The 24,571-nt window shown below is 52.1% G+C and carries 25 protein-coding genes; 7 read left to right on the top strand and 18 right to left on the bottom strand.

The genetic code is table 11. The annotated features are described in order from the left end of the window. Positions 1-93 precede the first annotated feature (93 nt). The gene (locus ACETK5_RS02575) at positions 94-948 is read left to right on the top strand and encodes an AraC family transcriptional regulator (protein WP_394057313.1); all 855 of its coding nucleotides are present in this window, start codon (positions 94-96) and stop codon (positions 946-948) included. A gap of 116 nt (positions 949-1,064) precedes the next feature. On the opposite strand, the gene ACETK5_RS02570 is transcribed toward ACETK5_RS02575, so the two are convergent. Then, a complete protein-coding gene (locus ACETK5_RS02570; protein WP_394054245.1) occupies positions 1,065-1,556 on the bottom strand; it encodes a GyrI-like domain-containing protein in 492 nt (163 codons plus the stop codon). Positions 1,557-1,650: 94 nt separating this feature from the next. On the opposite strand from ACETK5_RS02570, the gene ACETK5_RS02565 reads away from it, so the two are divergent. Then, positions 1,651-2,343 carry an HTH domain-containing protein gene (locus ACETK5_RS02565; protein ID WP_394054244.1) on the top strand — a complete coding sequence of 231 codons (693 nt, stop codon included), beginning with the start codon at positions 1,651-1,653 and terminating at the stop codon, positions 2,341-2,343. Between the two features lie 102 nt (positions 2,344-2,445). Here the strand turns inward: ACETK5_RS02565 and fabV are convergent, their stop codons facing one another. Together fabV and ACETK5_RS02555 are read right to left on the bottom strand one after the other, a co-directional pair. Continuing rightward, entirely contained in the window at positions 2,446-3,636 is a 1,191-nt protein-coding gene (gene fabV / locus ACETK5_RS02560; RefSeq protein WP_100538866.1) for an enoyl-ACP reductase FabV, read from the bottom strand. A gap of 223 nt (positions 3,637-3,859) precedes the next feature. Beyond that, positions 3,860-4,609 (bottom strand): SDR family NAD(P)-dependent oxidoreductase, encoded by a 750-nt coding sequence (locus ACETK5_RS02555; protein ID WP_100538867.1) that lies wholly within the window; start codon positions 4,607-4,609, stop codon positions 3,860-3,862. Positions 4,610-4,752: 143 nt separating this feature from the next. On the opposite strand from ACETK5_RS02555, the gene ACETK5_RS02550 reads away from it, so the two are divergent. Continuing rightward, complete coding sequence (locus ACETK5_RS02550; protein ID WP_394054243.1) at positions 4,753-5,652, top strand: LysR family transcriptional regulator; 900 nt, start codon at positions 4,753-4,755, stop codon at positions 5,650-5,652. 103 nt (positions 5,653-5,755) lie between these two features. Here ACETK5_RS02550 and ACETK5_RS02545 read toward each other — a convergent pair whose 3' ends face one another. After that, entirely contained in the window at positions 5,756-6,520 is a 765-nt protein-coding gene (locus ACETK5_RS02545; protein ID WP_394054242.1) for an exodeoxyribonuclease III, read from the bottom strand. Between the two features lie 258 nt (positions 6,521-6,778). On the opposite strand from ACETK5_RS02545, the gene ACETK5_RS02540 reads away from it, so the two are divergent. Then, entirely contained in the window at positions 6,779-6,922 is a 144-nt protein-coding gene (locus ACETK5_RS02540; RefSeq protein ID WP_009595787.1) for a hypothetical protein, read from the top strand. A gap of 153 nt (positions 6,923-7,075) precedes the next feature. On the opposite strand, the gene ACETK5_RS02535 is transcribed toward ACETK5_RS02540, so the two are convergent. Both ACETK5_RS02535 and ACETK5_RS02530 read right to left on the bottom strand, forming a co-directional pair. Then, positions 7,076-7,450, bottom strand: a complete 375-nt coding sequence (locus tag ACETK5_RS02535; RefSeq protein WP_394054241.1) for a VOC family protein — start codon at positions 7,448-7,450, stop codon at positions 7,076-7,078. A 209-nt stretch (positions 7,451-7,659) separates the two neighbouring features. Next, positions 7,660-8,676, bottom strand: coding sequence for an iron-hydroxamate ABC transporter substrate-binding protein (locus ACETK5_RS02530; protein WP_394054240.1), 1,017 nt, complete (start codon positions 8,674-8,676; stop codon positions 7,660-7,662). A gap of 151 nt (positions 8,677-8,827) precedes the next feature. Here ACETK5_RS02530 and ACETK5_RS02525 point away from each other — a divergent pair, with 151 nt between their 5' ends. Both ACETK5_RS02525 and ACETK5_RS02520 read left to right on the top strand, forming a co-directional pair. After that, positions 8,828-9,868, top strand: coding sequence for a FecCD family ABC transporter permease (locus tag ACETK5_RS02525; protein ID WP_394054239.1), 1,041 nt, complete (start codon positions 8,828-8,830; stop codon positions 9,866-9,868). A gap of 2 nt (positions 9,869-9,870) precedes the next feature. After that, positions 9,871-10,875 (top strand): FecCD family ABC transporter permease, encoded by a 1,005-nt coding sequence (locus tag ACETK5_RS02520; protein ID WP_326119349.1) that lies wholly within the window; start codon positions 9,871-9,873, stop codon positions 10,873-10,875. A 218-nt stretch (positions 10,876-11,093) separates the two neighbouring features. On the opposite strand, the gene ACETK5_RS02515 is transcribed toward ACETK5_RS02520, so the two are convergent. Continuing rightward, the gene (locus ACETK5_RS02515; RefSeq protein WP_326119350.1) at positions 11,094-12,143 is read right to left on the bottom strand and encodes a 2,3-butanediol dehydrogenase; all 1,050 of its coding nucleotides are present in this window, start codon (positions 12,141-12,143) and stop codon (positions 11,094-11,096) included. 326 nt (positions 12,144-12,469) lie between these two features. Between ACETK5_RS02515 and ACETK5_RS02510 the strand changes: the two genes are divergently transcribed. Next, the gene (locus ACETK5_RS02510; RefSeq protein ID WP_326114417.1) at positions 12,470-13,498 is read left to right on the top strand and encodes a LacI family DNA-binding transcriptional regulator; all 1,029 of its coding nucleotides are present in this window, start codon (positions 12,470-12,472) and stop codon (positions 13,496-13,498) included. A 73-nt stretch (positions 13,499-13,571) separates the two neighbouring features. Here the strand turns inward: ACETK5_RS02510 and ACETK5_RS02505 are convergent, their stop codons facing one another. The 11 genes from ACETK5_RS02505 to ACETK5_RS02455 form a co-directional block, all read right to left on the bottom strand. Beyond that, the gene (locus ACETK5_RS02505) at positions 13,572-14,090 is read right to left on the bottom strand and encodes a DinB family protein (protein WP_100538876.1); all 519 of its coding nucleotides are present in this window, start codon (positions 14,088-14,090) and stop codon (positions 13,572-13,574) included. Positions 14,091-14,328: 238 nt separating this feature from the next. Then, entirely contained in the window at positions 14,329-15,642 is a 1,314-nt protein-coding gene (locus ACETK5_RS02500; RefSeq protein WP_394054238.1) for a 6-phospho-beta-glucosidase, read from the bottom strand. Continuing rightward, positions 15,627-16,619 (bottom strand): N-acetylglucosamine kinase, encoded by a 993-nt coding sequence (locus ACETK5_RS02495; RefSeq protein ID WP_100538878.1) that lies wholly within the window; start codon positions 16,617-16,619, stop codon positions 15,627-15,629. The genes ACETK5_RS02500 and ACETK5_RS02495 overlap by 16 nt, the downstream gene beginning before the upstream one ends. Positions 16,620-16,725: 106 nt before the next feature. Beyond that, positions 16,726-18,393 carry an extracellular solute-binding protein gene (locus ACETK5_RS02490; protein ID WP_394054237.1) on the bottom strand — a complete coding sequence of 556 codons (1,668 nt, stop codon included), beginning with the start codon at positions 18,391-18,393 and terminating at the stop codon, positions 16,726-16,728. A 73-nt stretch (positions 18,394-18,466) separates the two neighbouring features. Then, positions 18,467-19,366 carry a carbohydrate ABC transporter permease gene (locus ACETK5_RS02485; RefSeq protein ID WP_394054236.1) on the bottom strand — a complete coding sequence of 300 codons (900 nt, stop codon included), beginning with the start codon at positions 19,364-19,366 and terminating at the stop codon, positions 18,467-18,469. Beyond that, entirely contained in the window at positions 19,360-20,313 is a 954-nt protein-coding gene (locus ACETK5_RS02480) for an ABC transporter permease (RefSeq protein WP_326114411.1), read from the bottom strand. The genes ACETK5_RS02485 and ACETK5_RS02480 overlap by 7 nt, the downstream gene beginning before the upstream one ends. A gap of 133 nt (positions 20,314-20,446) precedes the next feature. Continuing rightward, positions 20,447-21,325, bottom strand: coding sequence for an AraC family transcriptional regulator (locus tag ACETK5_RS02475; RefSeq protein ID WP_394054235.1), 879 nt, complete (start codon positions 21,323-21,325; stop codon positions 20,447-20,449). A 225-nt stretch (positions 21,326-21,550) separates the two neighbouring features. Then, the gene (locus ACETK5_RS02470) at positions 21,551-21,952 is read right to left on the bottom strand and encodes a family 16 glycosylhydrolase (RefSeq protein WP_394054234.1); all 402 of its coding nucleotides are present in this window, start codon (positions 21,950-21,952) and stop codon (positions 21,551-21,553) included. Continuing rightward, positions 21,949-22,320, bottom strand: coding sequence for a LamG domain-containing protein (locus tag ACETK5_RS02465; protein ID WP_394054233.1), 372 nt, complete (start codon positions 22,318-22,320; stop codon positions 21,949-21,951). The genes ACETK5_RS02470 and ACETK5_RS02465 overlap by 4 nt, the downstream gene beginning before the upstream one ends. A 286-nt stretch (positions 22,321-22,606) precedes the next feature. Then, positions 22,607-23,464, bottom strand: a complete 858-nt coding sequence (locus tag ACETK5_RS02460; RefSeq protein WP_394054232.1) for a helix-turn-helix transcriptional regulator — start codon at positions 23,462-23,464, stop codon at positions 22,607-22,609. Positions 23,465-23,662: 198 nt separating this feature from the next. Next, positions 23,663-24,559, bottom strand: a complete 897-nt coding sequence (locus ACETK5_RS02455; protein WP_394054231.1) for a phytanoyl-CoA dioxygenase family protein — start codon at positions 24,557-24,559, stop codon at positions 23,663-23,665. Positions 24,560-24,571: the final 12 nt, after the last annotated feature.

Below are 24,571 nucleotides of genomic sequence, written 5' to 3'. Positions count from 1 at the left end.
AAGAATAACCGGGCTAGCGATATCCGTGCAGCAACGGCTAGGCCTTACCGGCTCAGCTTCTTATATATTGAACTTAGAAAGGATGATGACCGGATGGATTGGGTAAAGCGGATGAATGAGGCCATTGGCTATATAGAAGCGCACATAACCGAGGAGATCGATTACGCTGAAGCTGCTCAGATCGCTTGCTGCTCCGTCTATCATTTTCAGCGCATGTTTCCGTTCATTACGGATGTTTCGCTGTCCGAATACATACGAAGACGCCGGCTGACACTGGCCGCCTACGAGCTGCAAAACAGCGAAATCAAAGTAATCGACCTTGCGCTTAAATATGGTTATGATTCCCCGGAGGCGTTCGCGCGTGCATTCCAGAACATGCATGGCACCACGCCGACGGCCGCACGCCAGGCGGGTACCAAACTGAAAGCCTATCCCCGCATCTCCTTTCAATTCTCAATGCGAGGAGCTGTCGAAATGAATTACAGAATCGAAGAAATGAAGGAGTTCTCCGTTATCGGTTTCAAGGAGCAGGTAAGCACGCAGTGTGCCTATGAAGACGTTCCCCGCCTCTGGAAGGAGGCCCAGGAGAAGGGCATTTTCGAGAAGCTATGGAACTATCGTGTACAGGACCATCCGATCCGGGGAATACTGGGTGTTTGTGCAGACGGTGACTATGGGAAGAATGAGCATTTTGACTACATCATGTCCGTCGTATCCAAGGATAAGCCTCAGGAACCGATGGTGCAGCGACATTTCCCTGCCGCCACATGGGCCGTCTTCGAGTTGGAAGGAGATCCGAGCGGCATTGCGGAGATGTGGAAACGTCTTTATACGGAGTGGATACCATCCCATGCTTATGATCTCGCGCCGCTTCCTGCCATCGAATGCTATCTTCCTCCGGACGAGTATAAGAACGAATTGTGGATTCCTGTGATTAGAAAGGCATAGTACATTTCCGCTGAAACGATGATTTTTTTCGCTCACCGCTACAAAGACCATGAACATGAGCTTCATATCGACACCGCGCGGTGAGCACCCCCTATCCATTTTCTTTCAAAATGTTCTCAAACCTGAACGGGAATCATGATGATAAATTCGGGGTCATCCGCATAAGGATCCTGACTCATCGGATATTTTTCGAAATGCGTTAAATGATCCGGGTTATATTCCGAGTAACCTTGTTCTTTAATCCAGGCATAGATATTGTTATAGGACTGATCGATGCTCTGCTCTTTCCGATGAGTACAAGCGGCATAGGTTAGAGCAGGAACGGATATCGTAACCATCCCGTCCGGAACTGCGTCGATCCGTTCCACTTCCACAACCGCGTAATGGATAAATCCGTCACCGCCGGGAACAGCATGGTAAGATAGCCCCAGCAACGTGTCGGTATGTAAGGCATGGGGTATCTCCGCCAGCCGCTCTTGCAGGGTCCGATGCACCGCACGTATCCCGCCTGCACCCGCCTCGGCAAATGTGCCTTCCCATTTCAATCCCATCGCCTGAAAAGCTTCCTTACTCGTAACCGCTGCTTCGTTTCGTTGATCGGTTGTCATTAGTAAATGCTCCTTTATCATATATTTGGTTTCATTATATACTTGAACTATGCCAGAAACTGTCACAGTATAAAAAAATCATAGGAGCGAAATCATGCCCAAAACCGAACGGATCCTTAAGGTCATGCAGCGGGTGTATGAACGGCAAAACTTCACCGTCGGCGAGTTAGCCGAAGAATTCTCGGTTTCGTACCGTACGATGCTCCGCTATCTTCATGAGCTGTCTCGTCTAGGTGTTCCTTTGTATGCCAATGAGGGAAAAAACGGCGGGTACTCCATTCTGACATCGCGGCAAAAGAGAGAACGGTCCGCGCAGACGAATGAATCCATTCAGCGGATCATCAAACCGCAGACCCTGATCGTCGGCCTGGAGATGAAGCTTCCTTTTACGGCCTACTATATGTCCCAAGCCCTCAAGCCAAAGCTCTGGCAGGAACTCCAGGATCGCATGGAGGAAATTCCTTATATTCGCAAGAAAACGTCGAATCCCTTATATATTGCAGCTGTTTTGAACCGGCAGCAGATCTACCACTATGTAGCCGGAATCGAGGTGATGACGATCGGTGATACGCCGGAGCGGATGGTGGGTTTAACCTTGCCGACACAGGAATATGCCATGTACACCCATGAAGGACATTCCGATCGGGAGGATACCGACCAGTCTCATGCCTATGTTATCCAGCAGTTGAAGCAACGGGGTCTTACGCCAAACCCGGCGCTCTACAGCCTGGAACTGAGAACCTCGGTACATGCCGCTAAAGCCCAAATCTACATCCCTTTATCTTGAATGAATCAGGGACTTGCCAATACGGATGCGTTTATTCAACCTTAACTCCTTGGTGATATAAAAAAGCGAGCCCCGGTCATGTCCGGGACTCGCTTTTGCTCGTTAAATGGCTTTCGGATTATCGACCACAGGATTAACATCCGCATCGTAATCCACGCCGTCGGTTTCAAAGCCGAACAGCTGGAAGAACTCGCGGCGGTAACCGGCAAGGTCCGTCAGTTCTTCAATATTTTCGCTCGTAACCTTGCTCCACAATTCGGCCACCTCAGCTTGCACGTCATCACGAAGTTCCCAATCGTCGATACGGATGCGCCCCTTCTCATCCACCGGCGTTTCTTGCCCTTTATAGAGACGATCGGAGAATAAACGATAGATCTGCTCGATGCAGCCCTCGTGCAGCCCCTTCTCCTTCATGACTTTGTACAGCGCCGATACGTACAGCGGAACGACCGGGATCGCCGAGCTGGATTGGGTCACTAACGCTTTGCTGACCGTCACATAAGCGCGTCCGCCTCCGGCAGCAAGCTTCTCGTTCAATTTCAGCGCGGTTGCCTCCAGGTGATCCTTGGCTTGTCCAATGGATCCATCCCGATAAATGGCTTTGGTAATCTCGGAGCCGATATAGGAGAACGCAATCGTGGTCACATTAGGAGCCAATACGCCGCCTTCCGCCAGCTCATTCATCCATAGTTCCCAATCGTCGCCGCCCATCACCTCAACGGTGTTCTTTACTTCCTCTTCCGTGGCCGGCTCAATCGTTACCTCTGTCACTTCACCCGTATGGAAATTTACCGTTTTGTTGGTATAGGCCGGTCCGATCGGCTTCAATACGGAGCTGACCGTCTCGCCCGTGTCAGGCAGCGTACGGCGCGCCGAGGCAACACTGTACACCACGAGATCAACCTGTCCCAGCTCTTTGCGGATAAGCTCCACCGTCTTGGCTTTGGTCTCTTGCGTGAAAGCATCTCCCGTCACGCTGAACGACTTTAAGCCTGCAGCCTCCGCTGCCTTCTCGAAAGCGACCGAATTATACCAGCCTGCCGAAGCGGTCCGCTTCTCGGTTGCCTGGCTGGGACGATACACACCTACAGTATTTGCCCGGGAGCCGAAGGCTGCAGCAATTCTGGCCGACAAGCCGTACCCGGTGGAAGCGCCGATGACCAGCACATTGCGCGGCCCCTCGATGCCAGGCTGTTTTAACACATAATCGATCTGCTCCTGCACCTGGGCTTCGCAGCCTACAGGATGGGACGTTGTGCAAATAAATCCGCGTGTTCTAGGTTTAATGATCATATTTATATACCTCTCTTCCAGTACTCGTCGTCTGACACCATATGTATGGTCTTTTAAATTTCCTTTCTATTTTACCTGTTTTTTGTGGAGAGAGGAAATCTTTTGACAGGAAAACCAAGAAAACCTCCCTTCGGAGATATGGAGGCTTAAGCCTGCATTCCTTCCAAAGAGAGGTTCTGTATGTTTAATGCTCTATATACGTTGCCATTAAATGCCTAACGGATTATTTGAATGAAGCATAGCCTTGGTCAGCCATGACCACGCTGCCTGTAATCGCAGCAGCTTCATCCAGAGACACGAGATACACGGTATCCGCTACAACTTCAGGCTGTGTTAATTCTCCGCCCATGACTTTGGCTTTCATGGAATCCAGCATTCCTGAATCCTTATAGCCCTGGATAATCGGTGTATCCACTGCTCCGGGAGCAACGGCAACGACACGAATGCCATATGGCGCCAGTTCAAGCGCAGCCGATTTGCTCATCATGATGACGGCGCCTTTTGTAGCGTGGTAAGCAAATGTGCCAGGTGAAGCCAGGAATCCGAATACGGATGCTGTATTGATGATAACGCCTTTAATACCAAGCTCTTTCATCTTTCTGCCTGCCGCAATAATACCGTAAGCAACCCCGTGCTGATTCACGTTAATGGTGCGATGGTAGAGATCCATATTTTGCTCGAGAACCGGTCCAGCCCCGCCAATACCCGCATTGTTGTGCATGACATCGATGCGGCCGTAAAGCTCAACCGCTTTATCCACAAGCGCCTCGACGCTTTCTTGTTTGGAAACATCGACTTGAACGAAAGTGGCTTCGCCGCCTTCTTTTTTGATCATGTCCACCGTCTCTTGACCGGCAGCCTCATTATAATCGGCAACGACGACACGATCGCCTTTTCTTGCAAATTTAAGGGAGACCTGACGACCGATTCCGCTCGCTCCGCCGGTAATTACCGCTACACGTTGTTCTGACATTATCAATGACCTCCTAGGGTAAAATAGCGTTATTATTTGAACATTGTGTGTCCATGTCCTTGTGTTCATTGTAACGCTGCGTTATATTTAAGTAAATTTAAACCTAATTAATATTACTTAACTATAGATTAAGGATGAGTCATATGAATCTTGAACAACTGGAATATATCGTGGAGACTGCCAAAACAGGATCGTTAACCAAAGCAGCCCAGAATTGCAACGTTACCCTTTCCGCCGTCAGCCAAGCGGTGTCCAGCCTGGAAGCCGAGTTCGGTTTCTCCTTGTTCACCCGATCGCGGCTTGGTGCCGTTCCCACAGCCGAGGGCCAGCGAATCCTCCAGAAAGCCTATGCCATTTTGGAACAATTTCAGGAGCTGAAATCAGAGGCCGAAGGATATTCCAACCTGCTGAGCGGATCTTTGCGGATTGCTACCGTTCCGGTACCCTTAACGCTGTCCATCGATGCCATTATTCAATTCAAAAAAGACTTTCCCCAAATCAAACTCGAAATCACGGAAAAAGCGACGCTTGATATTATTGAGGATATCAAACAAAATCATGCGGATATCGGTTTGATTTTTGTCGATGATTCCATCATTCATCAACACCGCGGCCTCCATTTCGGCAAGCTGCTGAAGAGCAAATTCGTGGTCGGAGTCAGCCGTCAATCTCCACTCGCCATGCGGCAATCGATCACGCCGGAAGAACTGCGTAAATACCCCTTGGTTCTCTACAAGGATGACAGTCTGTTCAAACTGATGGATGAATTCGAAGAGCAGTACGGGAAAATGGAGCTGCTCTTCTCAACCAACCAGACGAGGGTCATACAGAAGGTCGTCGAAGAGAATGTAGCGGTCACGGTGGGGGTCGATTTGTCCTTCTCCAGCTTCACCCCCATACCTTCGGGAAACATCGTAACGCTGGAGCTGGAGATGCCCCCTGGCCACGCTGCTTCCTCATTCGGGTGGGTACAGCCCGGAGCGCACCATCTGTCGAAACCGGCGTCAATCTTTCTGGACAAGCTGAAGCATCAGATTGGGTAAACGCCACCTTTGCTCCCAAATATAAAAGCCAACCGGCAAGTAGAGGTGTGACTGTTATCACGTCCCCTGCTCTCCGGTTGGCTTTTTTCTAAAAAAGTCAGTCTTAACGTAATGTCTCGCTGAGCGTCAAACTCACCGGGCAATGATCGCTTCCCATCACATGGCAGTCGATCTCGGCATCCTTCAGTTTCTCGGTTAAACGGGCAGACGTCAGAAAATAATCGATGCGCCAGCCGATATTCCGCTCCCTTACCTTGGCCATATATGACCACCAGCTGTATACGTCCGTGCGATCCGGGTAGAAATAACGGAAGGAATCGATAAAGCCGGCTGCCAGCAGGTCGGTCATTTTGCCCCGCTCTTCCAGCGTGAAGCCGGAGTTGCCATGATTGGACTTGGCATTCTTCAGGTCGATTTCCTGATGCGCCACATTCAAATCGCCGCATGCGATCACAGGTTTGCGTTCGTCAAGCTGAAGCAAGTAAGCACGGAACCGTTCCTCCCACTCCAGCCGATAATCCAGCCTGCTCAGGTCACGCTTCGCATTCGGCGTATATACGTTCACAAGATTGAAGTCCTCAAACTCCAGCGTGATCACTCTGCCCTCCGGCTCGCTGTCCTCCTCCAGACCATAGCGTACGGACAGTGGTGCGACTTTCGTAAATATCGCCGTTCCCGAATATCCCTTCTTCTCTGCATAATTCCAATATTGTTGATACTCCGGCCCCAAATCAAGCTCAATTTGCCCGGCTTGCAGCTTCGTCTCCTGCACGCAAAATATATCGGCATCCGCCTGTTGAAAATAATCCATAAAGCCCTTCGTTACACAGGCTCGCAATCCGTTGACGTTCCATGACACTAACTTCATTTACGCAACCTCCGTGATATCCATATCGTATTCGTATTAGCGTGTTGAATCTATGAATCTTCTAAATTCTATTATGGTATCATGTCACGGCTAATACGAACAAGCAGTTTCGGGCGCGTTCATCATTACTTCATGAACAGAAAGAAGAGGCTTACGTGCATAATCCCGCGCCAAAACAGGAACAACATAAACGTTCGCAAAGTACGATCATTCGTACGTTGGCAATCGATGAGAACCCCACATAAGGAGGAATACAGCATGACAGGCAGAAACAGCAAACCTAAGAACGACGGTCCTTCCAGCAGCCCTGAACGTTTGGACCAATACGGTGACAAGCTTGCTTCCGAGAATGAGGAAGAGTTTACTTCAGCGGCCGAGGAGCACTGTCGGGATCAGGAATAGCGGATTATCGGCGATGCGCATTCCATAAACAATCAAACAGCAAAACACCCATCCTTGCTAAGCGACGGGTGTTTTTGCTATTACGATATCCTGCTCTTTTTACTAAGAGTGACACCATGTCTTGTCGTTCCTGTTCCGCTGTCCTTGGTTTTGCTATGTCGTCACGCCGTACCGGTTGCCGTCCGGGTCCATCAGCGAGAAGCCTTGGAATCCATCAAAATCCTCAATATCGCCCACATCCGCTCCCTTGGCTTTCAACAGCCGATGCATCCCGCCAACATCCGTGGTGTGGATATTGAAGTACTGTCCTACACCATAGTTGTTGTTAGGAAAAACCGGCTGCTTCACCTCATCGGAGCGCACCAGACAGAAGCTCACTTTCTCATCGTTCATTCTCATGACAATAGCATCGGGTTCATCCCTGTGAATGATTTCGAGGCCCAGCATCTCGGTATACCATGCCGTTGAACGCTTCAAATCACTCACCGGTACAAAGATACCCACACCATACAATGGGGGTTTGGTCAATCTCTCCATCCTCCTCCCTATCCAGCGTATATTCTGGCATAGCAGTCAACCACCTCGCTAATTAGTTCTCTGGGTGCTGATGTTTTCCTGCTCAAAATCCCATGTGTTATATCCAGAATCAGCAAAGCGCAGGTTAAAGTATCCAAAGCAAAACAGCCGCCTCCCCGATCAACACTGGGAAGACAGCTGCACGTTCAATCTCATAACGTTTATTTCACCAAACTCTCCAGCACGTCATCAATGATCTGGCTGTTGGCAATCGTACCGGTATACAGCCAGCTCGTATCTTTTCCATATTCATAGATGTTGCCGTTCTTAACGGCCGGAATATTCGCCCAGAGCGGATCCTGGAGCACTTCGGCCCCTTGGCCGTCGCTGTTAATAAAGAACAGATGATCCGCGTCGAGCTCCGCCAATTTTTCCAGGGAAATGGAGGACCAGTTGCCCGTAGCCGATGCCGAAATTTCCTTCACCACACTCGGAACCGTGAGACCCAAGTCACCGTACATAACGGCTCCGCTGGACAACGTCTCGCTAACGACGAACAATTTACCGCCGACAAGCCAAATCGCTGCAGCTGATTCACCGCCGATCGATTGCTGGATTTGCTCCTTGGCATCTTTGGCCTTCTGCTCGTATTGATCGAGCGCCGCTTGCGCTTCCTCCTCCATGCCAAAGATTTCCCCCACTTTCTTCAGCTCTTCGCGCCAATCGTTATTGACCTCATTGCCGATGACGTAGGTTGGAGCAATCTTCTCGTATTGGCTGTACTTGTTGCCTTCGACCATGGAAGCGGAGTCCATGATCAACAGGTCAGGCTGAAAGCTTGCTACCGCTTCAAAGGGAAGATCGTGCTCAATGGTCGGCACGTCTTTTAACGCATCCTGCAGATAATCCTGGACGCTTCCGCCTTTGACCGACCACTGCGCGATCGGGGTAATGCCCAATGCCACCAGGTTATCCTCCAAGTAAGAAGCGATCACCCGTTTCGGCTCTGCCGGAATTTTCACTTCATGGCCCATGGCGTCCGTCAACGTTCGTTCCGTCTTCGCTTCCGTGCTTCCTTCCTCCGGTTTAGCTTCGGTGCCGCCGCTCTGCTCGCTTGGCGTTTGCGTCCCCGTCGGCTCGTTACCGGCTGCGTCCTTGCTATTTCCGCAAGCTGCAAGCAGCGTTAAAGCCGCCAGCAGTCCTGCGATAATCCATATTTTTTTCTTGAAAAGACTCATCTTTCGTTTCCCCCTATGTATATTTTTTTGGCGCAATCACTAGCATTCTACGCATGAAGTGATATAATAACACTAATCATGATAATGAAATTCATTCTCATTTACAATACGTTATTTTAATATTTTTATCAACATAAAGGTTTAGGTGAACATGCAGGCAAATCATCCCTATCACAAAACAAACGCAAAATCCATTTACCGCCCCAAAACAGCGGCGGCCGTCATTCTCCTGGGGCTTGGTCTACTGGCCGCTGCGATGGCATCCTCGATTATCTATGGCGCGTCGAACATTAAATTGTCCACCATATGGGAGGCGTTTGTCCGCTTCGATGCCCATTCCACCTCGCACCAGATTATCCAGAGACTGCGCATGCCGAGGGCCTTGGCGGCTGCACTGATCGGCGGTTCCCTGGCGGTTTCGGGAGCCATCATGCAGGGCATGACAAGAAACGCGCTTGCTTCCCCTTCCATTATGGGAGTCACCGCAGGTGCCACTTTCATGATGTCGATTGGGTTTGCCTTTATGGAGTCGCCATCCAACACCGTACTCATGCTGCTATCTTTTGCCGGAGCGGGCCTTGGGGCGGGACTCGTGCTTCTCATCGGCTCGTTATCCAAGCGGGGACTGACGCCTGTCAAGCTGGCGCTGGCCGGATCAGCCGTTACCGCGCTCCTAAGCTCGATTTCCTCGGCCATTGCCATCCGTTTTAACGTTGCCAAGGATATCAGCTTCTGGTATGCCGGAGGCGTGTCGGGCGTGCAGTGGGTGAACGTGCAGCTTCTGATCCCTGTCGCCATCATTGGGCTGCTCATTGCACTCGCGCTCAGCAGATCCATTACCGTCATGAGCCTGGGCGAAGAGGTCGCTACCGGGCTTGGCCAAAAAACAGGAACCGTGAAGTTCCTGGGCACGCTCGTTGTGCTGCTCCTCACCGGTGCAGCGGTAGCTGTGGGCGGAACGATCGGATTCGTGGGGCTTGTCATCCCGCATATCGTTCGCTTCATCGTAGGTCCCGACTATCGGCTGATCATCCCTTGCTCCGCTGTCATGGGAGCACTTCTGCTGGTGTTTGCCGATGTGGGGGCGCGGATGATCAACCCTCCGTTCGAAACGCCTGTCGGCGCAATTACGGCCATGATCGGCGTTCCTTTCTTCCTCTATCTTGCACGTCGGGAAGGGAGGGGGCTGTAACGATGAATACAACGAGAAAAATCATGTCCGTGTCGATGATCCTGCTGCTGGCCATATTCGCCGTGTTTCTGGTCAGCCTGAATATGGGAACGATGAAAATCCCGCTGGCTGAGGTCATTAAAGCATTCAACGGGACAGGATCTGAGCAAAATTATACCGTACTGATGCACTTTCGTTTACCACGCATGGTCATTGCCATCCTGATCGGAGCGGGAATCGCCGTCTCCGGCGCTATTCTGCAGAGTGTTTCGCGGAACGCGCTGGCAGACCCGGGCATCCTAGGCATTAATTCCGGAGCAGGACTGGCCGTCGTGCTGTATATCTTTTATTTCCAAGGCAGCTCCTTCAGCTCCGGCATATGGTCCGTCTATATCATGCCTTTTGCCGCCCTAGTCGGTGCATTTCTTGCCGCCTTTCTCATCTATTCGCTGGCCTGGAAGCAAGGCGTAACACCGATCCGGCTGGTGCTTGTGGGGATTGGCATCAACGCGGCCTTCGGGGCGCTGATTATCGTGTTCCAGCTGATGATGGACCCCAACAATTTCATGCAGGCCACCATCTGGCTGTCCGGAAGCATCTGGGGGGCAAGCTGGGAATATGTCGCTGCGATCCTTCCGTGGATCCTTCTGCTGATTCCCTGGGCGGTATATAAATCGCAACATTTGAATGTGCTCAACCTGGGGGACCACACGGCTGCCGGGCTTGGGGTTACGGTGGAGCGCGAGCGTAGAACGCTGCTGTTCATCTCTGTTGCCCTGGCTGGCGCCTGCGTGGCCGTTGGCGGCGGCATCGCGTTCCTGGGGCTGGTTGCTCCGCATCTGGCTCGTAAGCTGGTGGGCCCCCGTCATCAGGGAATGCTGCCTGTCTCTGCGCTTCTTGGCTCTCTGGTGCTGCTTGTGGCCGATATGATTGGCAAGAACCTGATGGCCCCTTCCGAAATCCCGGTTGGATTGGTCGTTTCCTGTCTTGGAGCGCCCTACTTTATATATTTGCTGATCAAAGATTAAGTTGAACGGTTTTCAGAAAAAAAGACGGCGATCGCCTCCGGTCATGCAGGAGGAAATCGCCGTTCTTTTGTGTCATGGCTAAAGCTTGATTGCGCACAAGAGCGAGTGCTATGCACTGCTCTGGTTCAGCTCGAAGGCAACCTTTTTATTCCGCGAAACAAAAAGACCGCATCCGCGGTCTTTCATAAGTTATGCAACTGCGAAGCGCAGCTGCGATATTAGTGAGCGCTCACCAGGATCTTCACCTGGTTCTTCTCTTTGAGCAAGGCCTCAAAGCCTCGGTCAATAACCTCATCCAGTTTGATCCGCTGGGTGACCAGCTTATCCGCCGGGAAGAATCCTTTTTCCATCAGGCTGATGACAGCCGGGAATACATCGCGATAACCGATGATACCGGTAATATTACGTTCCTTCATCACGATGTCATTGGGTACGATGGGAGCGGAGGTTTCAAAAATGCTGACAATCATAATCTGTCCGCCAATCTTCGTAGCGTTGATCGCTTGATTCAGTACGGGCGGAACACCCGTCACTTCAAATGCGACATCTACCCCGCTGCCGGTACGGCGATGGAGTTCCTCTACCACATCGTAAGCCTTCGGATCAATGACGATAGCCCCCAATTCCTCGGCCTTTTGTTTACGCTCGGCAGACAGCTCCACGGCGTAAATCTCGGACGCCCCTGCTGCCTTCAATGCTTCAATGACGAGCAGACCGATCGGCCCCGCACCGAATACGACCGCCCGGTCCCCTGCTTTCAGCTGGCTTTGGCGTACGGCATACAAAGCGACTGCCGAAGGCTCTACCAGCGCCCCTTGTTCATACGAGACGCTGTCCGGAATTTTATGCACCATATGCTCATCCGCAGCTACATATTCGGAGAATCCGCCGCCACCGCCGGCAAGGCCAAGAAAGCCCATTTCGTCGCACAGATTGTACTTACCTTGTCTGCAAGCCGCGCATTTTCCGCACGCAAATACAGGCTCAACAACCACGCGGTCACCAGCCTTGAATTTCGTAACGCCTTCGCCAACCTCTACCACCTGGCCGGAAAATTCATGGCCCATAACCACCGGAGCCTGTTCTCCGGTAAGGGTGTGAGGCGTATTCTCAGGTATAAATATAGGTCCGGCCACGTATTCGTGGAGATCACTGCCACAAATCCCGCACCATTCAACCTTGATTTTCACTTTTCCACTCGTTGCTTGCGGCTCCGCAATCGTCTCCAAACGCAGATCCTTTACTCCATGCCAGCGCAATGCTTGCATTGTCTTCATCTCCTTATGGGTTCGAAAAAATAAAAACAAAACAGGAAACGTTTCCGAAATCAAATATGTCACAGTTTTGACAATCTGTCAAACACGATCGACTAAAATGTATGAAAAGTCATGGACAATCGACGATCAGAGTTCATCGGCTTTTCCAGGGAGCTGCAGCTACTTACACGCCAACGTCCCTCGCACCTCTTTTCTTCGTCGAAGTGTTCCATGATTTAAAGGTATTCTTAATGTTATAATATAGATATTGCTTCATTAAGATCTCAAATAAGAACAAGAACAGGAAACGTTTCCGATATAGAGAGGACCTTTTGAATATGGTGAATCCCAAAAAAGTGACGATTGAAGATGTCGCCAAACAAGCGGGCGTTGGCATTGCAACCGTGTCCCGAGCCATCAACGACACCAAGGGGATCAGTCCGAAAACGAAAGCACGGATCATGCAGGTGATCGAAGAAATCGGGTTTAGTCCGGATACATCGGCTCAAAGCCTGAAGGTTCGGCAGACGAATCAAATCGCCTTGGCCGTGCCTGACATCCGAAATGCGATCATCCCGGAAATCGCCTGGTCGGTCGAACAGACCGCCAAACAGCACGGCTATCGGGTCGTTCAGATCAATACAGCCGGAAATGCACGGAACGAGCTGGAAATCGTCAGGGATATCAAAAAACTGCACGTGGACGGCCTGATTATCATGCCGCTGGCTTATCCCAAAACACTGGGCGACCTGATTAACAAATCAAGCCTCCCCGTCTCGATTATTAATTACGGGAAACAGCTGGGAGATGAGTATAAAGCCGATATCGTCGGCCTGGCACGCCAAGAGGGCAGGCTTGTCATGGAGCATCTGCTGAAAATCGGACGGTCCCGCATTGCCTATGCCGGTGCGCCCAAAGATAAAATCGAAGAGCGGTATTGGGCATATGAGCAATCGCTGACGCAAGTCGATCCGTCTCTTGTCTATTTCGGGGAGGATTTCTCGTTTGAGACGGGGGTTCGCGCGGCGGACTATTTTTATGGCCTGAAGCATATGCCGGATGCCATCTATGCGGTTAACGATATGGTTGCCATCGGCATCGTCAACCGTTTTAAGGAACTAAAGGTGCGGGTTCCCGACGATGTGGCGGTCGTCGGCATCGATAACAATGCATGGACCACCGTCACGACGCCGCAGATCAGTTCGGTGTCCATCATGGGCGATGAAGTGGCCCGGCTTGCGACGGAATTGCTGCTGAAGCGGCTTCGCGAGCAAAAGACCGGGCAATACGAGCGCGTGCAATTCGAGCCGCGGCTCATCGTCAGGGAATCGAGCGTATCCGTGATCCGAAACGCAACAACCGACTAAGCGTGATTCGGACCCATAAAAAAAGCCCGGAACGCGATGTTCCAGGCTTTTTCCCATTTTGAATCATGGACGCTTAGTGGCTTATGGTATACAAATAATAGCCATAGTCGGTAGGCGTGCCGGGATGGCCGATTTGCCGGAGCATCGCGGTTACGTTCCCCCGATGATAGGTCCCGTGGTTAACTATATGCTGGATATAATCCAGGCAGCTGGCTCTAAAATCTCCGGACGGATAGATGGTGTCCAGATTCTCGTGCTGTTCGATAAACAACCGGAAGCGCGCCGCCAGATCGTCCATTAACTGGCCCAATTCTTCGATTCGCTTGCCTTCCGTTTCCGCAACCAGCCGATCGATCGAATCCTTCAGACTCTCCAAGTACGCAGGCGATACCTCCGTGACTCCTCCCACGTTAAAGAACGACAGCCAGCCGGAATCAATGACATAGATGTGCACCATCGTGTCATAAATGGATGGAAAAACGCTGACAATCTCCTTGCGGTATACCTCTCCTGAAAGCCCCTGCAAATATTCGCAAACCTTCCGGTTAGCCCATACGTGGTAATCGTACTGCTTCAATATCCATGTTTTCAAATCGTCGTTCCCCTTTTCATAGGCGGGGAAGCACGCAGTTTAAGGGCAATTATGCGCTAATCCCCATATAAGTTTGCCCGTGAACGATTGTTGTCTTCATCTCGAACGCCTCCTGAAATTAACCTGATCCCATTCTAGCATAAATGACGTTTCCCAGGTGGTAAAATCACGGCAGGCTGCTCATGGACGCTGGAAAAACGATATGCGTTACAATAACCTGCCGGCTTCATTTGGATTCCTAAGCTTTGACCTTTTGAAAAAATCGCGGCAAAAACGAACGGTTCCTCTCCAGCATCTCATCCAGCATGGCTTCAGCGGCACTGACGGAATCGGTGAGCGGATGCGCGCTAAGAGCTAGCAGCGCCTTCTCCCTGCTGCCCGTGACCGCTGCCTCGATGGCCAGGCTCTCGTAGGTCTTCACGGCTTGGATCAGGCCGATCGCCGCAGCTGGCACTCGCTCGACAGGTACCGGCACCGCGCCGTTCTTCGTCACGACGCAGTTCACTTCGATACTGGCATCCGCCGGCAGGAAGTCCAGCGTGTCGCCGTTCATCACGTTCAATGTTTGAATCTCCCCACTATCCGTATGAATGGCCTTCATCAAATTGACAGCCGCCTCGGAGTAATAAGCGCCGCCGCGCTGCTCAAGCTGCTTCGGCTTTTCGGCAAGTTCCGGCCGCTTGTAAATCTCAAACAGCTCATCCTCAAGACGCTGGACCGTTTCGGCCCTTGTCTCGCCTCTGGCCGCGGCAGCCTGCTGCTCCTCCAGCATCTCCCGGTGGAGATAATAATATTTTAAATAATAGGATGGAATCGCGCCCATCGCCCGGATCAGCGTATCGTTCCAGGCAAGCTGCGGCACGTTGCGAGCTGAGTAGCTCCCTCCCGTTGCCAGCAGCTCCTCCAGCTTCGACACGCCATCGACCTCGATCCGGCTGATCCAGTGCAGATGATTCAATCCGGCAAACTCACAGTAGATTCGCTCGACCGGCACCTCGTAAAGCCCGGACAACCACTTGTAAGCGGCGATGGGGGAGTTGCACAAACCGATGGAGCGGATGTCGGAGTGCTTCATGATGGCTTCCGTTACCATCCCGGCGGGATTGGTGAAATTCAGCAGCCAGGCATCCGGACATAATGCCTCCATGTCCTTGCATATATCCAATAGCACCGGTATCGTACGCAGAGCCTTCATCATGCCGCCGGCTCCGGTCGTTTCCTGCCCGAGCATCCCGTATTTCAGGGGGATCGTTTCGTCCCAGCCTCTGGCCTCCAGCAGTCCGACTCGCATCTGAGTCGATACATAATGGGCATCCTTCAGTCCTTCCTGACGGTCCAAGGTCAACATAATGCGAATCGGCAATCCGCTTCGCTCAATCATCCGCCGGGCCAGACCGCCTACAATTTCGAGCTTGCGGCGGCCTTCCGGGATATCCACGAGGACGATGTCCGTCACCGGAAACGACTCATAATGACGGATGAAACCTTCAATCAGCTCGGGGGTATACGAGGATCCGCCCCCGATAACAGCAACCTTCAATCCAGTATCCATTCCACATTCCTCTCCTTCACGGCAAGCTCATGCTGCAATTGTTCATACACGGCTGTGCCCGGAACCACGCCGTTCTCATCCATTGCGAGCAGGACGGCACCCGCCGCGGGCTCAAGGGCCAAAATGCGCACCCGGCTATTCGGGGCTGCCGCAAGAACCTGAGACTCAATATACGGAACGACGTAATCCCTTTCTCCCCGGGTCAGGACGCTGCCGGCCAGCACGACATCGAAGGCGTCATTGCCCATGCCGAGCTTACGAATTACCGCGCTGGCGACCTTCCCCAGCTCCATGCCTTGCCTTTCCAATATCTCTCTTGCAGCTTCATCGGCGGGTGCGGCTTGAAACAGCAATTTCGCCAGTGTATGCGGCGCCCTTCTACCCTCGTCCAAAAATCGGTGAAACATCTCTTCCACGCTGCCAAACCTAAGCGCATCCAGCGTTAGCGGCGTCAATGAAGTCGGCTTCTCGCGGCCTTCCCAGGAACGAACGACCGTCCGAAACACCTCGACGGCCAGGTCAGCGCCTCCGCCGAAATCGCCGAACGCATAACCGAATCCTCCGATCTGAACCTCCTCGCCTGCCGCGTTGACGCCATAACCGTTCGTCCCGCTTCCGCATATAAGGACGACGCCGTCCCTCTGTCTTGTGCCGGCTCTCATGGCAATGACGGTATCGCAGGCGATATGGTGTTTCTTGAAGCCCATGGCGCCGATCATGGGCCGCAAGATGCGGAAGTCCGCCTCGCGGTCGGCTCCCGCCAGCCCGAACGATGCGCAGGCGATGTCTTCTCGCCCGAGTCCCGCCTGTCCAAGCGCCTCTTCAACGGCCTGCCTGATGCTTGCTTCCGCACGCGCTGCGCCAAGCTGATGGTTGCCGCAGCCGCCCATTCCCTTTCCAGCGATTCGTCCTGTCCCGTCCGCTACGACGGCCAGCGTCTTGCTTCCTCCGCCGTCGACTCCCAAGTAGTAATTCAAGTATGATCTCTCCTATGATGCCCGGCTCATGAAGCCGTCCTGCCCAGCGAATTGCCAGCGCATATTCCGCAAGCTCCTGAAGGAATGGACGGCTTCGCCGTGACGTTTATTTCGATGCTTTCAGCTTCTGCTTATTCTCCTGCCATTTTGCTGTTTTGTACTGTAATAGCTTGTCGTAACCCGCTTTTTGCGCATCTGCCTCTGCCTTATCCAGAAGCGAGAGCACTTCCTGATCCGAAGAGGCCGAGCTGATCGCCTTGGCTCTGGCCTGCTCATAAATTTCGAACACACGCTGCGCAATTATGCCCTCCTCGGAATCGCCTGCCGGATCGAGGTTGACGTACTCCGTCGTGTTCATCTGCGTCTTCCAGGTAATCTCCGATTGCCAATACGTTTCAAAGTTCCGCTTCTCCGGCGGCAGCGTAGATTCGAATTTCATCTTGGAATTGTCGACATACACCGTGTTGCCGTTCCACTGGAAGTTCACCGTGGCGTTCATCAACTCATCGCGCCCCTTCGCATCGCTGGTGAATTTATCGGTGAACAGCGGCATGTCCTCTTCGTTCGTCCCGTCCCAGTACAAGCCTTCAGGGCCCCACATGATCGTCCGCTGGCCCTCGGGACCGGTGAACCAATCCAGGAAAGCAAAGATAGCTTCCGGATCTTTCGCCGCTTGCGTGATGACGCTGACATTCCAGCCTAGCTGCTTGTAATCGCCCGGGAAAATCTTGTCGCGATCCAATCCTTCCTTGTGTACCGGCCATATCATGATGTAACCGGCATCAGGGTCCTGCGCCTTCAGCAGATTGTTGCCCTTGGAACCGAATTCGGTCGGGCTGGAGGCTACATAAACCGCCACGTTGCCGCTCAGAATCTTCTGCTCGACTTGCTCCAGCTTCTGCGTGAAGGCATCCTGCGTAATGAGTTTCTCGCGGTACAATCGGCTCATGTATTGAAGCAGCTCCCGATAAACGGGATCCGTGAACAGCGACACAAGTTGATCCCCCTGGGGTACGGCGATCATATTGTTGAACGTATACGGGCGGTTCTCGGCAAAAGCAGACACCATGATGTCCACGCCCGCTGCCGATTGGCCAACCTCCAGAGGAACGACACCCGGATACTTCGCCTTCACTTGCTTCAAATAGGCGTACAGATCATCCGGCGTTTCCAGTTTTGGCGATCCAAGCTCCTCGTATATCTTTTTATTGACGAGATAGCCGGCATTGCCGTTCGGCTGCGTTGTATACCAGTTCGGGAATTGATACAGCTTTCCGTCCGGCGAGCGAAGCAGATCGAGCGTGGATTCCCCGGCCCATTTTTTCAGATTTGGGTATTTATCCAGATAATCGTCGAACGGCACCAGCATACCCTCGGCACGCAGCTTCTCGACCTCCGCGCCCCGTTCCATCCATATGACATCCGGCAGCTCCCCGGACACAATCATCGTACTGAGCTTGTTCTTGGCAACGCCGCCGGAGCTGACCGGAACCACGTTGACCTTCTTGTTCTCCTGGATCCACTTGGTTGCAAGATCCGCGCCCCAACCCGGCATCGTATACCAGTCATAGTGGCCATAGAACGAGAATTCCAGCGGCTTCTCTCCCAGCACAAAGGTATCCTCTCCGGCTGGTTTCTCATTGTTTTGCGAGCTTGGGCCTTCCTTCTCCGGGCTTGCGGCATTCCCTCCCGAACCCGAACATCCCGTTAAAGCCATGATGATGACAAGCGTGACTGACCATGCAGATAGAAGCCTTTTTCCCCTTTTTTTCATTCCAAGTGCTCCCTTCATGATTCATCTATGGTCAAAGCTGCCGCTTCAAACCCTTGGCAAGATGGCTGTTGAATTACTCCTTCAAAGAACCGATTAATACGCCCTTCACAAAATACTTCTGAACGAACGGGTATACGCACAGGATCGGGACGGTTGCCACCATCATGGTCGCCATGGACAAGGACTTGGTCGTTACGGCCTTCATCGCGCTCATCCGGCCCTGCGCCCCGGCATCCATGTTCTGCATTTGTTCCATCATAATGTTGGCATTGAGGATCTGCTGAAGCTTCGTCTGTATCGGCAGCAGATCCGTGTTGGATATGTAAATGCTTGGCGCAAACCAATCATTCCAGTGATACACGGCCGTGAACAACGACAGCGTCGCAATGACCGGTCCCGATAGCGGAAGCACGATTCGGAAGAATACGCCCCAGTTCGAGGAACCGTCGATATGGGCCGACTCCTCAAGGCCGGGCGGGATGCCCTTAAAGAACGTCCGGAATATGATCATATTCCACACGCTGATGATGCCTGGTACGACCATAACCCAGAACGAGTTCATCAGGCCCAGCTCCCGAATAAGCAAATAATTCGGAATGAGTCCGCCGCTGAAGTACATCGTCACGATGCAGGTGACCATATAAAAATTCCGGCCCATCAACTCGCGTTTGGATATGCCATAAGCGAATATGGCGGTTGCTGCAATGGAGAGAAAAGTACCGGTCACCGTACGGAGCACCGAGATGACGAACCCGTCAATGAGGCGCTCGTCCTTGAACACTACGCGGTAATTCTCCAGCGTAAATTCGCGCGGCCAGAACGTAATGCCGCCCTGCATCGTGTCGGTCCCCGAGTTAAACGAGATGACGGCAGCGTTCCAGAATGGGTACAGCGCGATAAATGCCAGCAATGCCAAAGAGCCGTAGATGAACCCAACGAATACCCGATCTCCGTTTGACAGCTGCCCTACCATAGGCTGTTCCCCGACCGTCGGGCCCAGTAGTTGGCTCCGGCCAACAACAATACGCTGATGATCGCCTTGAATAGACCCGCCGCCGTAGCGTAGGAGAATCGGCTGTTCTGAATGCCAATCCGGTAGACGTACGTGTCCAACACGTCGCTGACATCCCGCAATACCGGATTACCAGCCAGCAGCAAAATGTCCTCAAAGCCGGCATTCAGGAAGTTGCCGATCGCCAAAATCGAGAACACAACGATGATCGGCATAATGGACGGAATAGTGATGGAGATGATCTGCTTCAGACGGCTCGCACCGTCAATTGAAGCCGCTTCATACAGTTGGGGATTAATGCCCGCAATGGCCGCCAAATACACAATGGAGGAAAAACCGATCTCCTTCCACACATTCGTTACCGTCAGGATGCTCCAGAAGTACTTCGGCTCCGATAGAAAATTGATCGGTTCATCGATCAGGCTCAGCTTCTGCAGCAGAATGTTCAGACTGCCGTTGTCCGTGGACAGAATGGAGATCGCAAAGCCCGAGACGATGACCCACGACAAGAAGTGAGGCAGATAGCTGATCGTCTGGACGATCCGTTTGAAGGAATGCCTCCCAACCTCATTGAGCATCAGTGCGAGCAGAATCGGTGCAGGAAACCCGATGCACAGCTTCAGCAGGCTGATGACCAAGGTGTTCCGCATAATGGTCCAGAACTCCGGCGCCCCAAAAAACATCTCAAAATGCTTGAAGCCGACCCACGGGCTGTTCAGAAACCCCTTGAACAGACTGTAGTCCTGAAACGCCATGAGTACCCCGTACATGGGAATGTAGCTGAAAACCAGAATGAACATCATGGCCGGAAGCACCATCAGCTGTATATCCCATTGCTTCAGAAAGCGGCGCAAGCGGCCTTTCTTCACATGTGTCTCCGTCCTGCTGTCGATCCCGATTTGCGGCATGGGCATCTCCCCCTTTTTATTTTGTGTTAGGTTTATTGACACATTCTTGAGATGCTTGCCATTTTATTGTATCGCCTGACCAGGCTCATTTCTCTGCTAAAACAAGCAAAAACCAGCACTATTTCACTGGTTTTTAGGAATGCTGCTTTTGTGAAGCCTTCGGCGTCATGCCGATGTGCTTTTTGAACAGACGATTAAAATTGGTCAGCGTGCGGAAGCCGCATTCCAGGGCGACGTCCATCACTTTCATATGGCCTCCTTCCAGCATCGTGACCGCCTGCTCCAGCCGAATGTGGATCAGGTACAAGAGGGGCGGCATGCCGACCGCACGCTTGAATATTTCGCTGAACCTGGAAGGACTGAGATAGACCAGGGAAGCCAACTCCTCCAGTGTCCAGGGGTGGGCGAAATTTTGCTCCATCACCATGATGACTTGACGCATTTTCTCCAGCTGCCGTTCGCTGATGCTGGGTTCGCTTCCGCCTTCCCCTTCGATCCGGCACTGCCGGTTTACGGTGGCCAGGAATTGGAGCAGAAGCGAGTATACTACCGTAGCGTAAGACCGCTGTTCCCCCACATGCTCCTCCTGCAGCTCAAACAGCAGCGAACGCAGCTTCCCCATGGCCGGATGGTCGTGGGGGATCAGGTTCATGTAATGCTTGCCCATCTCGCGGAACGGGCTGAACAGCTCCGGATCGAACCGGAGGTTATGGATAAACCAAGTCGAATCAAATGAAATGACGGTCATGACCAGATCCTTCGTCTCGTAAGCGCAGTGAAGATCATTCGAGTTGATGAGCAGTACATCCCCTTGCTGGAATTCAAATTTCTGCCCGTTGATGATGTAGTAACCCATGCCGGATTTAATGTAATTTATCTCCAGCACGTTGTGCCAATGAAGCTTCTGATAGGGGCTGGTCACGCCAATCGTATCGGCGACAAAAATCGGATAATTCTTGGCTAATATTACTTTTTCCTTCGGTATCGCTTCTTCCCGCATAATCGATGGCATGATAAATCCCTCCATAACCGATATTTTCTTGTAAGCGTTGCATCCATACATTTGTTGTAAAAAACTCTACCATCTATATTTCATAGTTGTAAATAAAAAGCTGCCCCAAATGTCATTTCTGACCTGGGGCAGCTTGTTGGTGCGATGATTCCAGAACAATAAGCGGATGCTAATCAAAGAAACTCCAACATACCTGATAAAATCATCGGCCGAATACCCGATAAATTAGTTGGCCGGCGTGAATTTGATCCAGTCATAGTACGCGCGTACCGGCGAACCCGGGTAATTGAATGTTCCGGTCCATATCTCAGCCGGTCCCGATCCTGACCACAGATTAACCATGATATGGCCCGGACTCGTCGGAAGCGCCCCGCGGGAGCCATTCTCCGTATGAACCAGTTGGCCGTCTACGTACCACTTGATGGATGAGGGTGACCATTCGAACGCATAATTATGGAAATCGAGCGACGCATCAAACCCCAAATTAATGATGGTGCTGTGCTGGCCTACGCCATTGGTAAAATAATTCGTTTCCATCTTCGTGGTGTCCTTCCCCAGGATTTCAATATCGATTTCGTCATTGGACGTGCCTGTGGCTTGACCGGAATACGTAAAGAGGCTCGTCACCAAGCCCGTTCCCTTGCCGCTTTGATCCGCGCTTCAACCCGGCCATAGCCGTACTTCAGATGTGTCGCATATTCACCGGAAGCGTAGGATTTGCCCGAGCAGTTCGCAGGGCATCCCGCATTGTCAAGCCGTAAAGCCATAATTCCGTTAGAGAACTCCTGGTTTGCCGCCTTCCAGCCCACCCCGAAATCCGGGCCATTCGCCCATCCATCGGAAGTATAAAACAGATTAGGGTTCGTGCCGTTCAGCGGCTCATTAAATGCAACGTTGGCAGCCGACGCTTGAATCGGTACCAACAATCCGCATAACAAGCTGCCAGCCATAAGCATTGTCGTCATTTTCTTTCTGAACACACTTAGCTTTTTCATGAATAACACCTCTTTCTTGAAATGTAATAAACGGAAAAAAGCTCGAAGATCCCGTGCTGCTCATCCCCCTGACCGCTCAATCCCTCCCTTCATCTCATAGCCGTGTGACCACCAAGAATGGTTGATCCATTCTATCCTACATGCAAATTACTTGGAAATCTTAGCCATTTCAAGGATAAAACGACACTATTTAACGGCTCTTGCTGCCTTGCCAAGCAAAAAAGGACTGCAACGGGCCTTATGCTCCACCCTGTCACAGTCTTGTTATCCCTACCCGTCTGATTCACTATATGGGTACCGGCACGTGCTGCTGCCGATACGAGCTAGGGGACGTGCGGTAATATTTAGCGAACGCTCTCGAGAACGTGTGGAGGTTGGAATATCCCAGCGAAAAAGCAGCCTCCGTCACGGACACATCGGTTTCGGTCAGCAGCACCGCTGCCCGCTCCATCCGCAGCTTCATTAAATAATGACTCGGACTGATGCCATACACCCGAATAAACTCACAATACAGATGCGTCCGGTGTACGCCGGCATACTCGACGACATCCGTGACCGTGATCCCCTCCATGTAATTGGAATCCATATAATGAACGCTTTGCTCGAGCCAGTTCGATTTACTCCCTCTTTTGACCGTGGCGGCAGCCAGCAGTTCAAACAGCTGATATAACCATTTCTGTCGTCCAAATTCGTTGCCAATGGTATCGTCATCCACACACCCGTATATTTGATTCAACACCGCCTGCAGCTCCCCCTTCATCACGGCAAACATAAAGGGCTTGCCCGGATGTAACCCGATCCGGGTCAATGCACTGTCGGTTAATTCTCCATCCAGGACGACCCACTGCGTACGCAGCGACGGTTCCGAATGGTGATTCGGTTCCCAGTAACTGAACCTCGTATGAGGGAACAGGCAAAAGACGTCCCCTTCCGACAAAGTGACCTCCTCATCCCCGTAAGCCAGTGAGATCTTTCCGCTTAGAACAAAATGCAGCGAATAGTTTTCGGATACTTTGGGGCCCACATAATAATGGGGTTTCGCCGTGCTGCGGCCTGTACGGAGAATCCAGATTCCGCCCTTTCTTTCCATATCCGACGGTATGCAGTACTTCATTTCGGCATACTCAAAGGCCAACTCCTTCACATGATATCCCTCCCTCACAAAAAAAGAATGTTTCCAGCTACCGTGGAACCCTGGCAGTTACGCCTGCCTTCATCAGGTAAAAAAACAACAAAAAGACACAGCCCATGGCTGTGCCTCCAGTGATCTGGTCGGCGAGCTTTGTGTTCTTTTTTTTGCGATGTACTCTACTCGCAATCCGAGCTTAAGCCATGGGAACGCTTATACTCCCCATTCCATGCGGGCTTCAGCTACCGACTTCTGCGGCGTGCGTCCCCAAGCATAATGACCTTTGGGTTTGCGGCCGATCCATCGCTCATCCACCGGTTCGGATGCAAGCTGATAACGGGTATCCGCGCTGATTCGGTAATGGTTGGTGTTGTTGTTCAGCGAGGTGTGCATCATGTACATTCCGAATATAATGGCGTCGCCGGCTTCAAAAGCGGTCGTCGCCCATTGCCCGCCGTAGCTGTCCACAATCTCGACGGGGTCCTCGGAGAACCAGCCCGTGGCAACATTGTCACGATCAACGTCCATTTCCCCGTAGGTCTGCTTGATTTTCGTAAAATGCTGGGACCCGAGACACATCGCCAACGTTCCCATTTCAAGAGGGATATCCCCAAACGGCGTCCACATGGTGTACAGATTCTTCGTGCCTCTACCCATATACACAACATCGTAATGAGCGCCGGTATTGCCTCCGCGAGCGACGGCGCGCGGCCACTTGTAGTCGTATGTCATCGCGGCGCCGCCCAGCAATCGTCCAAAGAAGTCCAGCACCGTCGGCGAATTGACGACGTCCAAAAACTGGGGGAAATCCGGCTGCAATTGCTCGGTACTGCCGCCCCACATTCCGCCCTTATTCTCCGATCCGATGATCCCGTCTTCGACAAGGGCATGGGGATCCAGCCTGCCCATGGCCCCCAGTTTGTTCAAGAACTCCATTCTTGCGCTCAAGACTTGTTCCCGCTTATGGAAACCACGAATCAGGAGATATCCATCCTCCTGCAGCCGGTTTCGCAGCGCTACCGTATCCTCTAGCATGTCATTGCAGTCTCTTAATTCCGTGAGGTATTTACCTCCCCACTCCAATTCCCGTTGTCCGATGGTCACCTTCATAACAAACCTCCC

Origin of the sequence: Paenibacillus ilasis (assembly GCF_043195395.1) — a bacterium.
In the GTDB taxonomy this organism is placed as follows: Bacteria; Bacillota; Bacilli; order Paenibacillales; family Paenibacillaceae; genus Paenibacillus_AQ; species Paenibacillus_AQ lautus.
This window is presented reverse-complemented; position numbering and strand designations above follow the sequence as displayed.

Bases quoted from the DNA above. Each gene is read 5' to 3' on its own strand.
- ACETK5_RS02575 (WP_394057313.1), top strand. From the start codon at position 94: ATGGATTGGGTAAAGCGGATGAATGAGGCCATTGGCTATATAGAAGCG.
- ACETK5_RS02570 (WP_394054245.1), bottom strand. From the start codon at position 1,556: ATGACAACCGATCAACGAAACGAAGCAGCGGTTACGAGTAAGGAAGCT.
- ACETK5_RS02565 (WP_394054244.1), top strand. From the start codon at position 1,651: ATGCCCAAAACCGAACGGATCCTTAAGGTCATGCAGCGGGTGTATGAA.
- fabV (WP_100538866.1), bottom strand. From the start codon at position 3,636: ATGATCATTAAACCTAGAACACGCGGATTTATTTGCACAACGTCCCAT.
- ACETK5_RS02555 (WP_100538867.1), bottom strand. From the start codon at position 4,609: ATGTCAGAACAACGTGTAGCGGTAATTACCGGCGGAGCGAGCGGAATC.
- ACETK5_RS02550 (WP_394054243.1), top strand. From the start codon at position 4,753: ATGAATCTTGAACAACTGGAATATATCGTGGAGACTGCCAAAACAGGA.
- ACETK5_RS02545 (WP_394054242.1), bottom strand. From the start codon at position 6,520: ATGAAGTTAGTGTCATGGAACGTCAACGGATTGCGAGCCTGTGTAACG.
- ACETK5_RS02540 (WP_009595787.1), top strand. From the start codon at position 6,779: ATGACAGGCAGAAACAGCAAACCTAAGAACGACGGTCCTTCCAGCAGC.
- ACETK5_RS02530 (WP_394054240.1), bottom strand. From the start codon at position 8,676: ATGAGTCTTTTCAAGAAAAAAATATGGATTATCGCAGGACTGCTGGCG.
- ACETK5_RS02525 (WP_394054239.1), top strand. From the start codon at position 8,828: ATGCAGGCAAATCATCCCTATCACAAAACAAACGCAAAATCCATTTAC.
- ACETK5_RS02520 (WP_326119349.1), top strand. From the start codon at position 9,871: ATGAATACAACGAGAAAAATCATGTCCGTGTCGATGATCCTGCTGCTG.
- ACETK5_RS02515 (WP_326119350.1), bottom strand. From the start codon at position 12,143: ATGCAAGCATTGCGCTGGCATGGAGTAAAGGATCTGCGTTTGGAGACG.
- ACETK5_RS02510 (WP_326114417.1), top strand. From the start codon at position 12,470: ATGGTGAATCCCAAAAAAGTGACGATTGAAGATGTCGCCAAACAAGCG.
- ACETK5_RS02500 (WP_394054238.1), bottom strand. From the start codon at position 15,642: ATGGATACTGGATTGAAGGTTGCTGTTATCGGGGGCGGATCCTCGTAT.
- ACETK5_RS02490 (WP_394054237.1), bottom strand. From the start codon at position 18,393: ATGAAAAAAAGGGGAAAAAGGCTTCTATCTGCATGGTCAGTCACGCTT.
- ACETK5_RS02485 (WP_394054236.1), bottom strand. From the start codon at position 19,366: ATGGTAGGGCAGCTGTCAAACGGAGATCGGGTATTCGTTGGGTTCATC.
- ACETK5_RS02480 (WP_326114411.1), bottom strand. From the start codon at position 20,313: ATGCCGCAAATCGGGATCGACAGCAGGACGGAGACACATGTGAAGAAA.
- ACETK5_RS02475 (WP_394054235.1), bottom strand. From the start codon at position 21,325: ATGCCATCGATTATGCGGGAAGAAGCGATACCGAAGGAAAAAGTAATA.
- ACETK5_RS02465 (WP_394054233.1), bottom strand. From the start codon at position 22,320: ATGAAAAAGCTAAGTGTGTTCAGAAAGAAAATGACGACAATGCTTATG.
- ACETK5_RS02455 (WP_394054231.1), bottom strand. From the start codon at position 24,559: ATGAAGGTGACCATCGGACAACGGGAATTGGAGTGGGGAGGTAAATAC.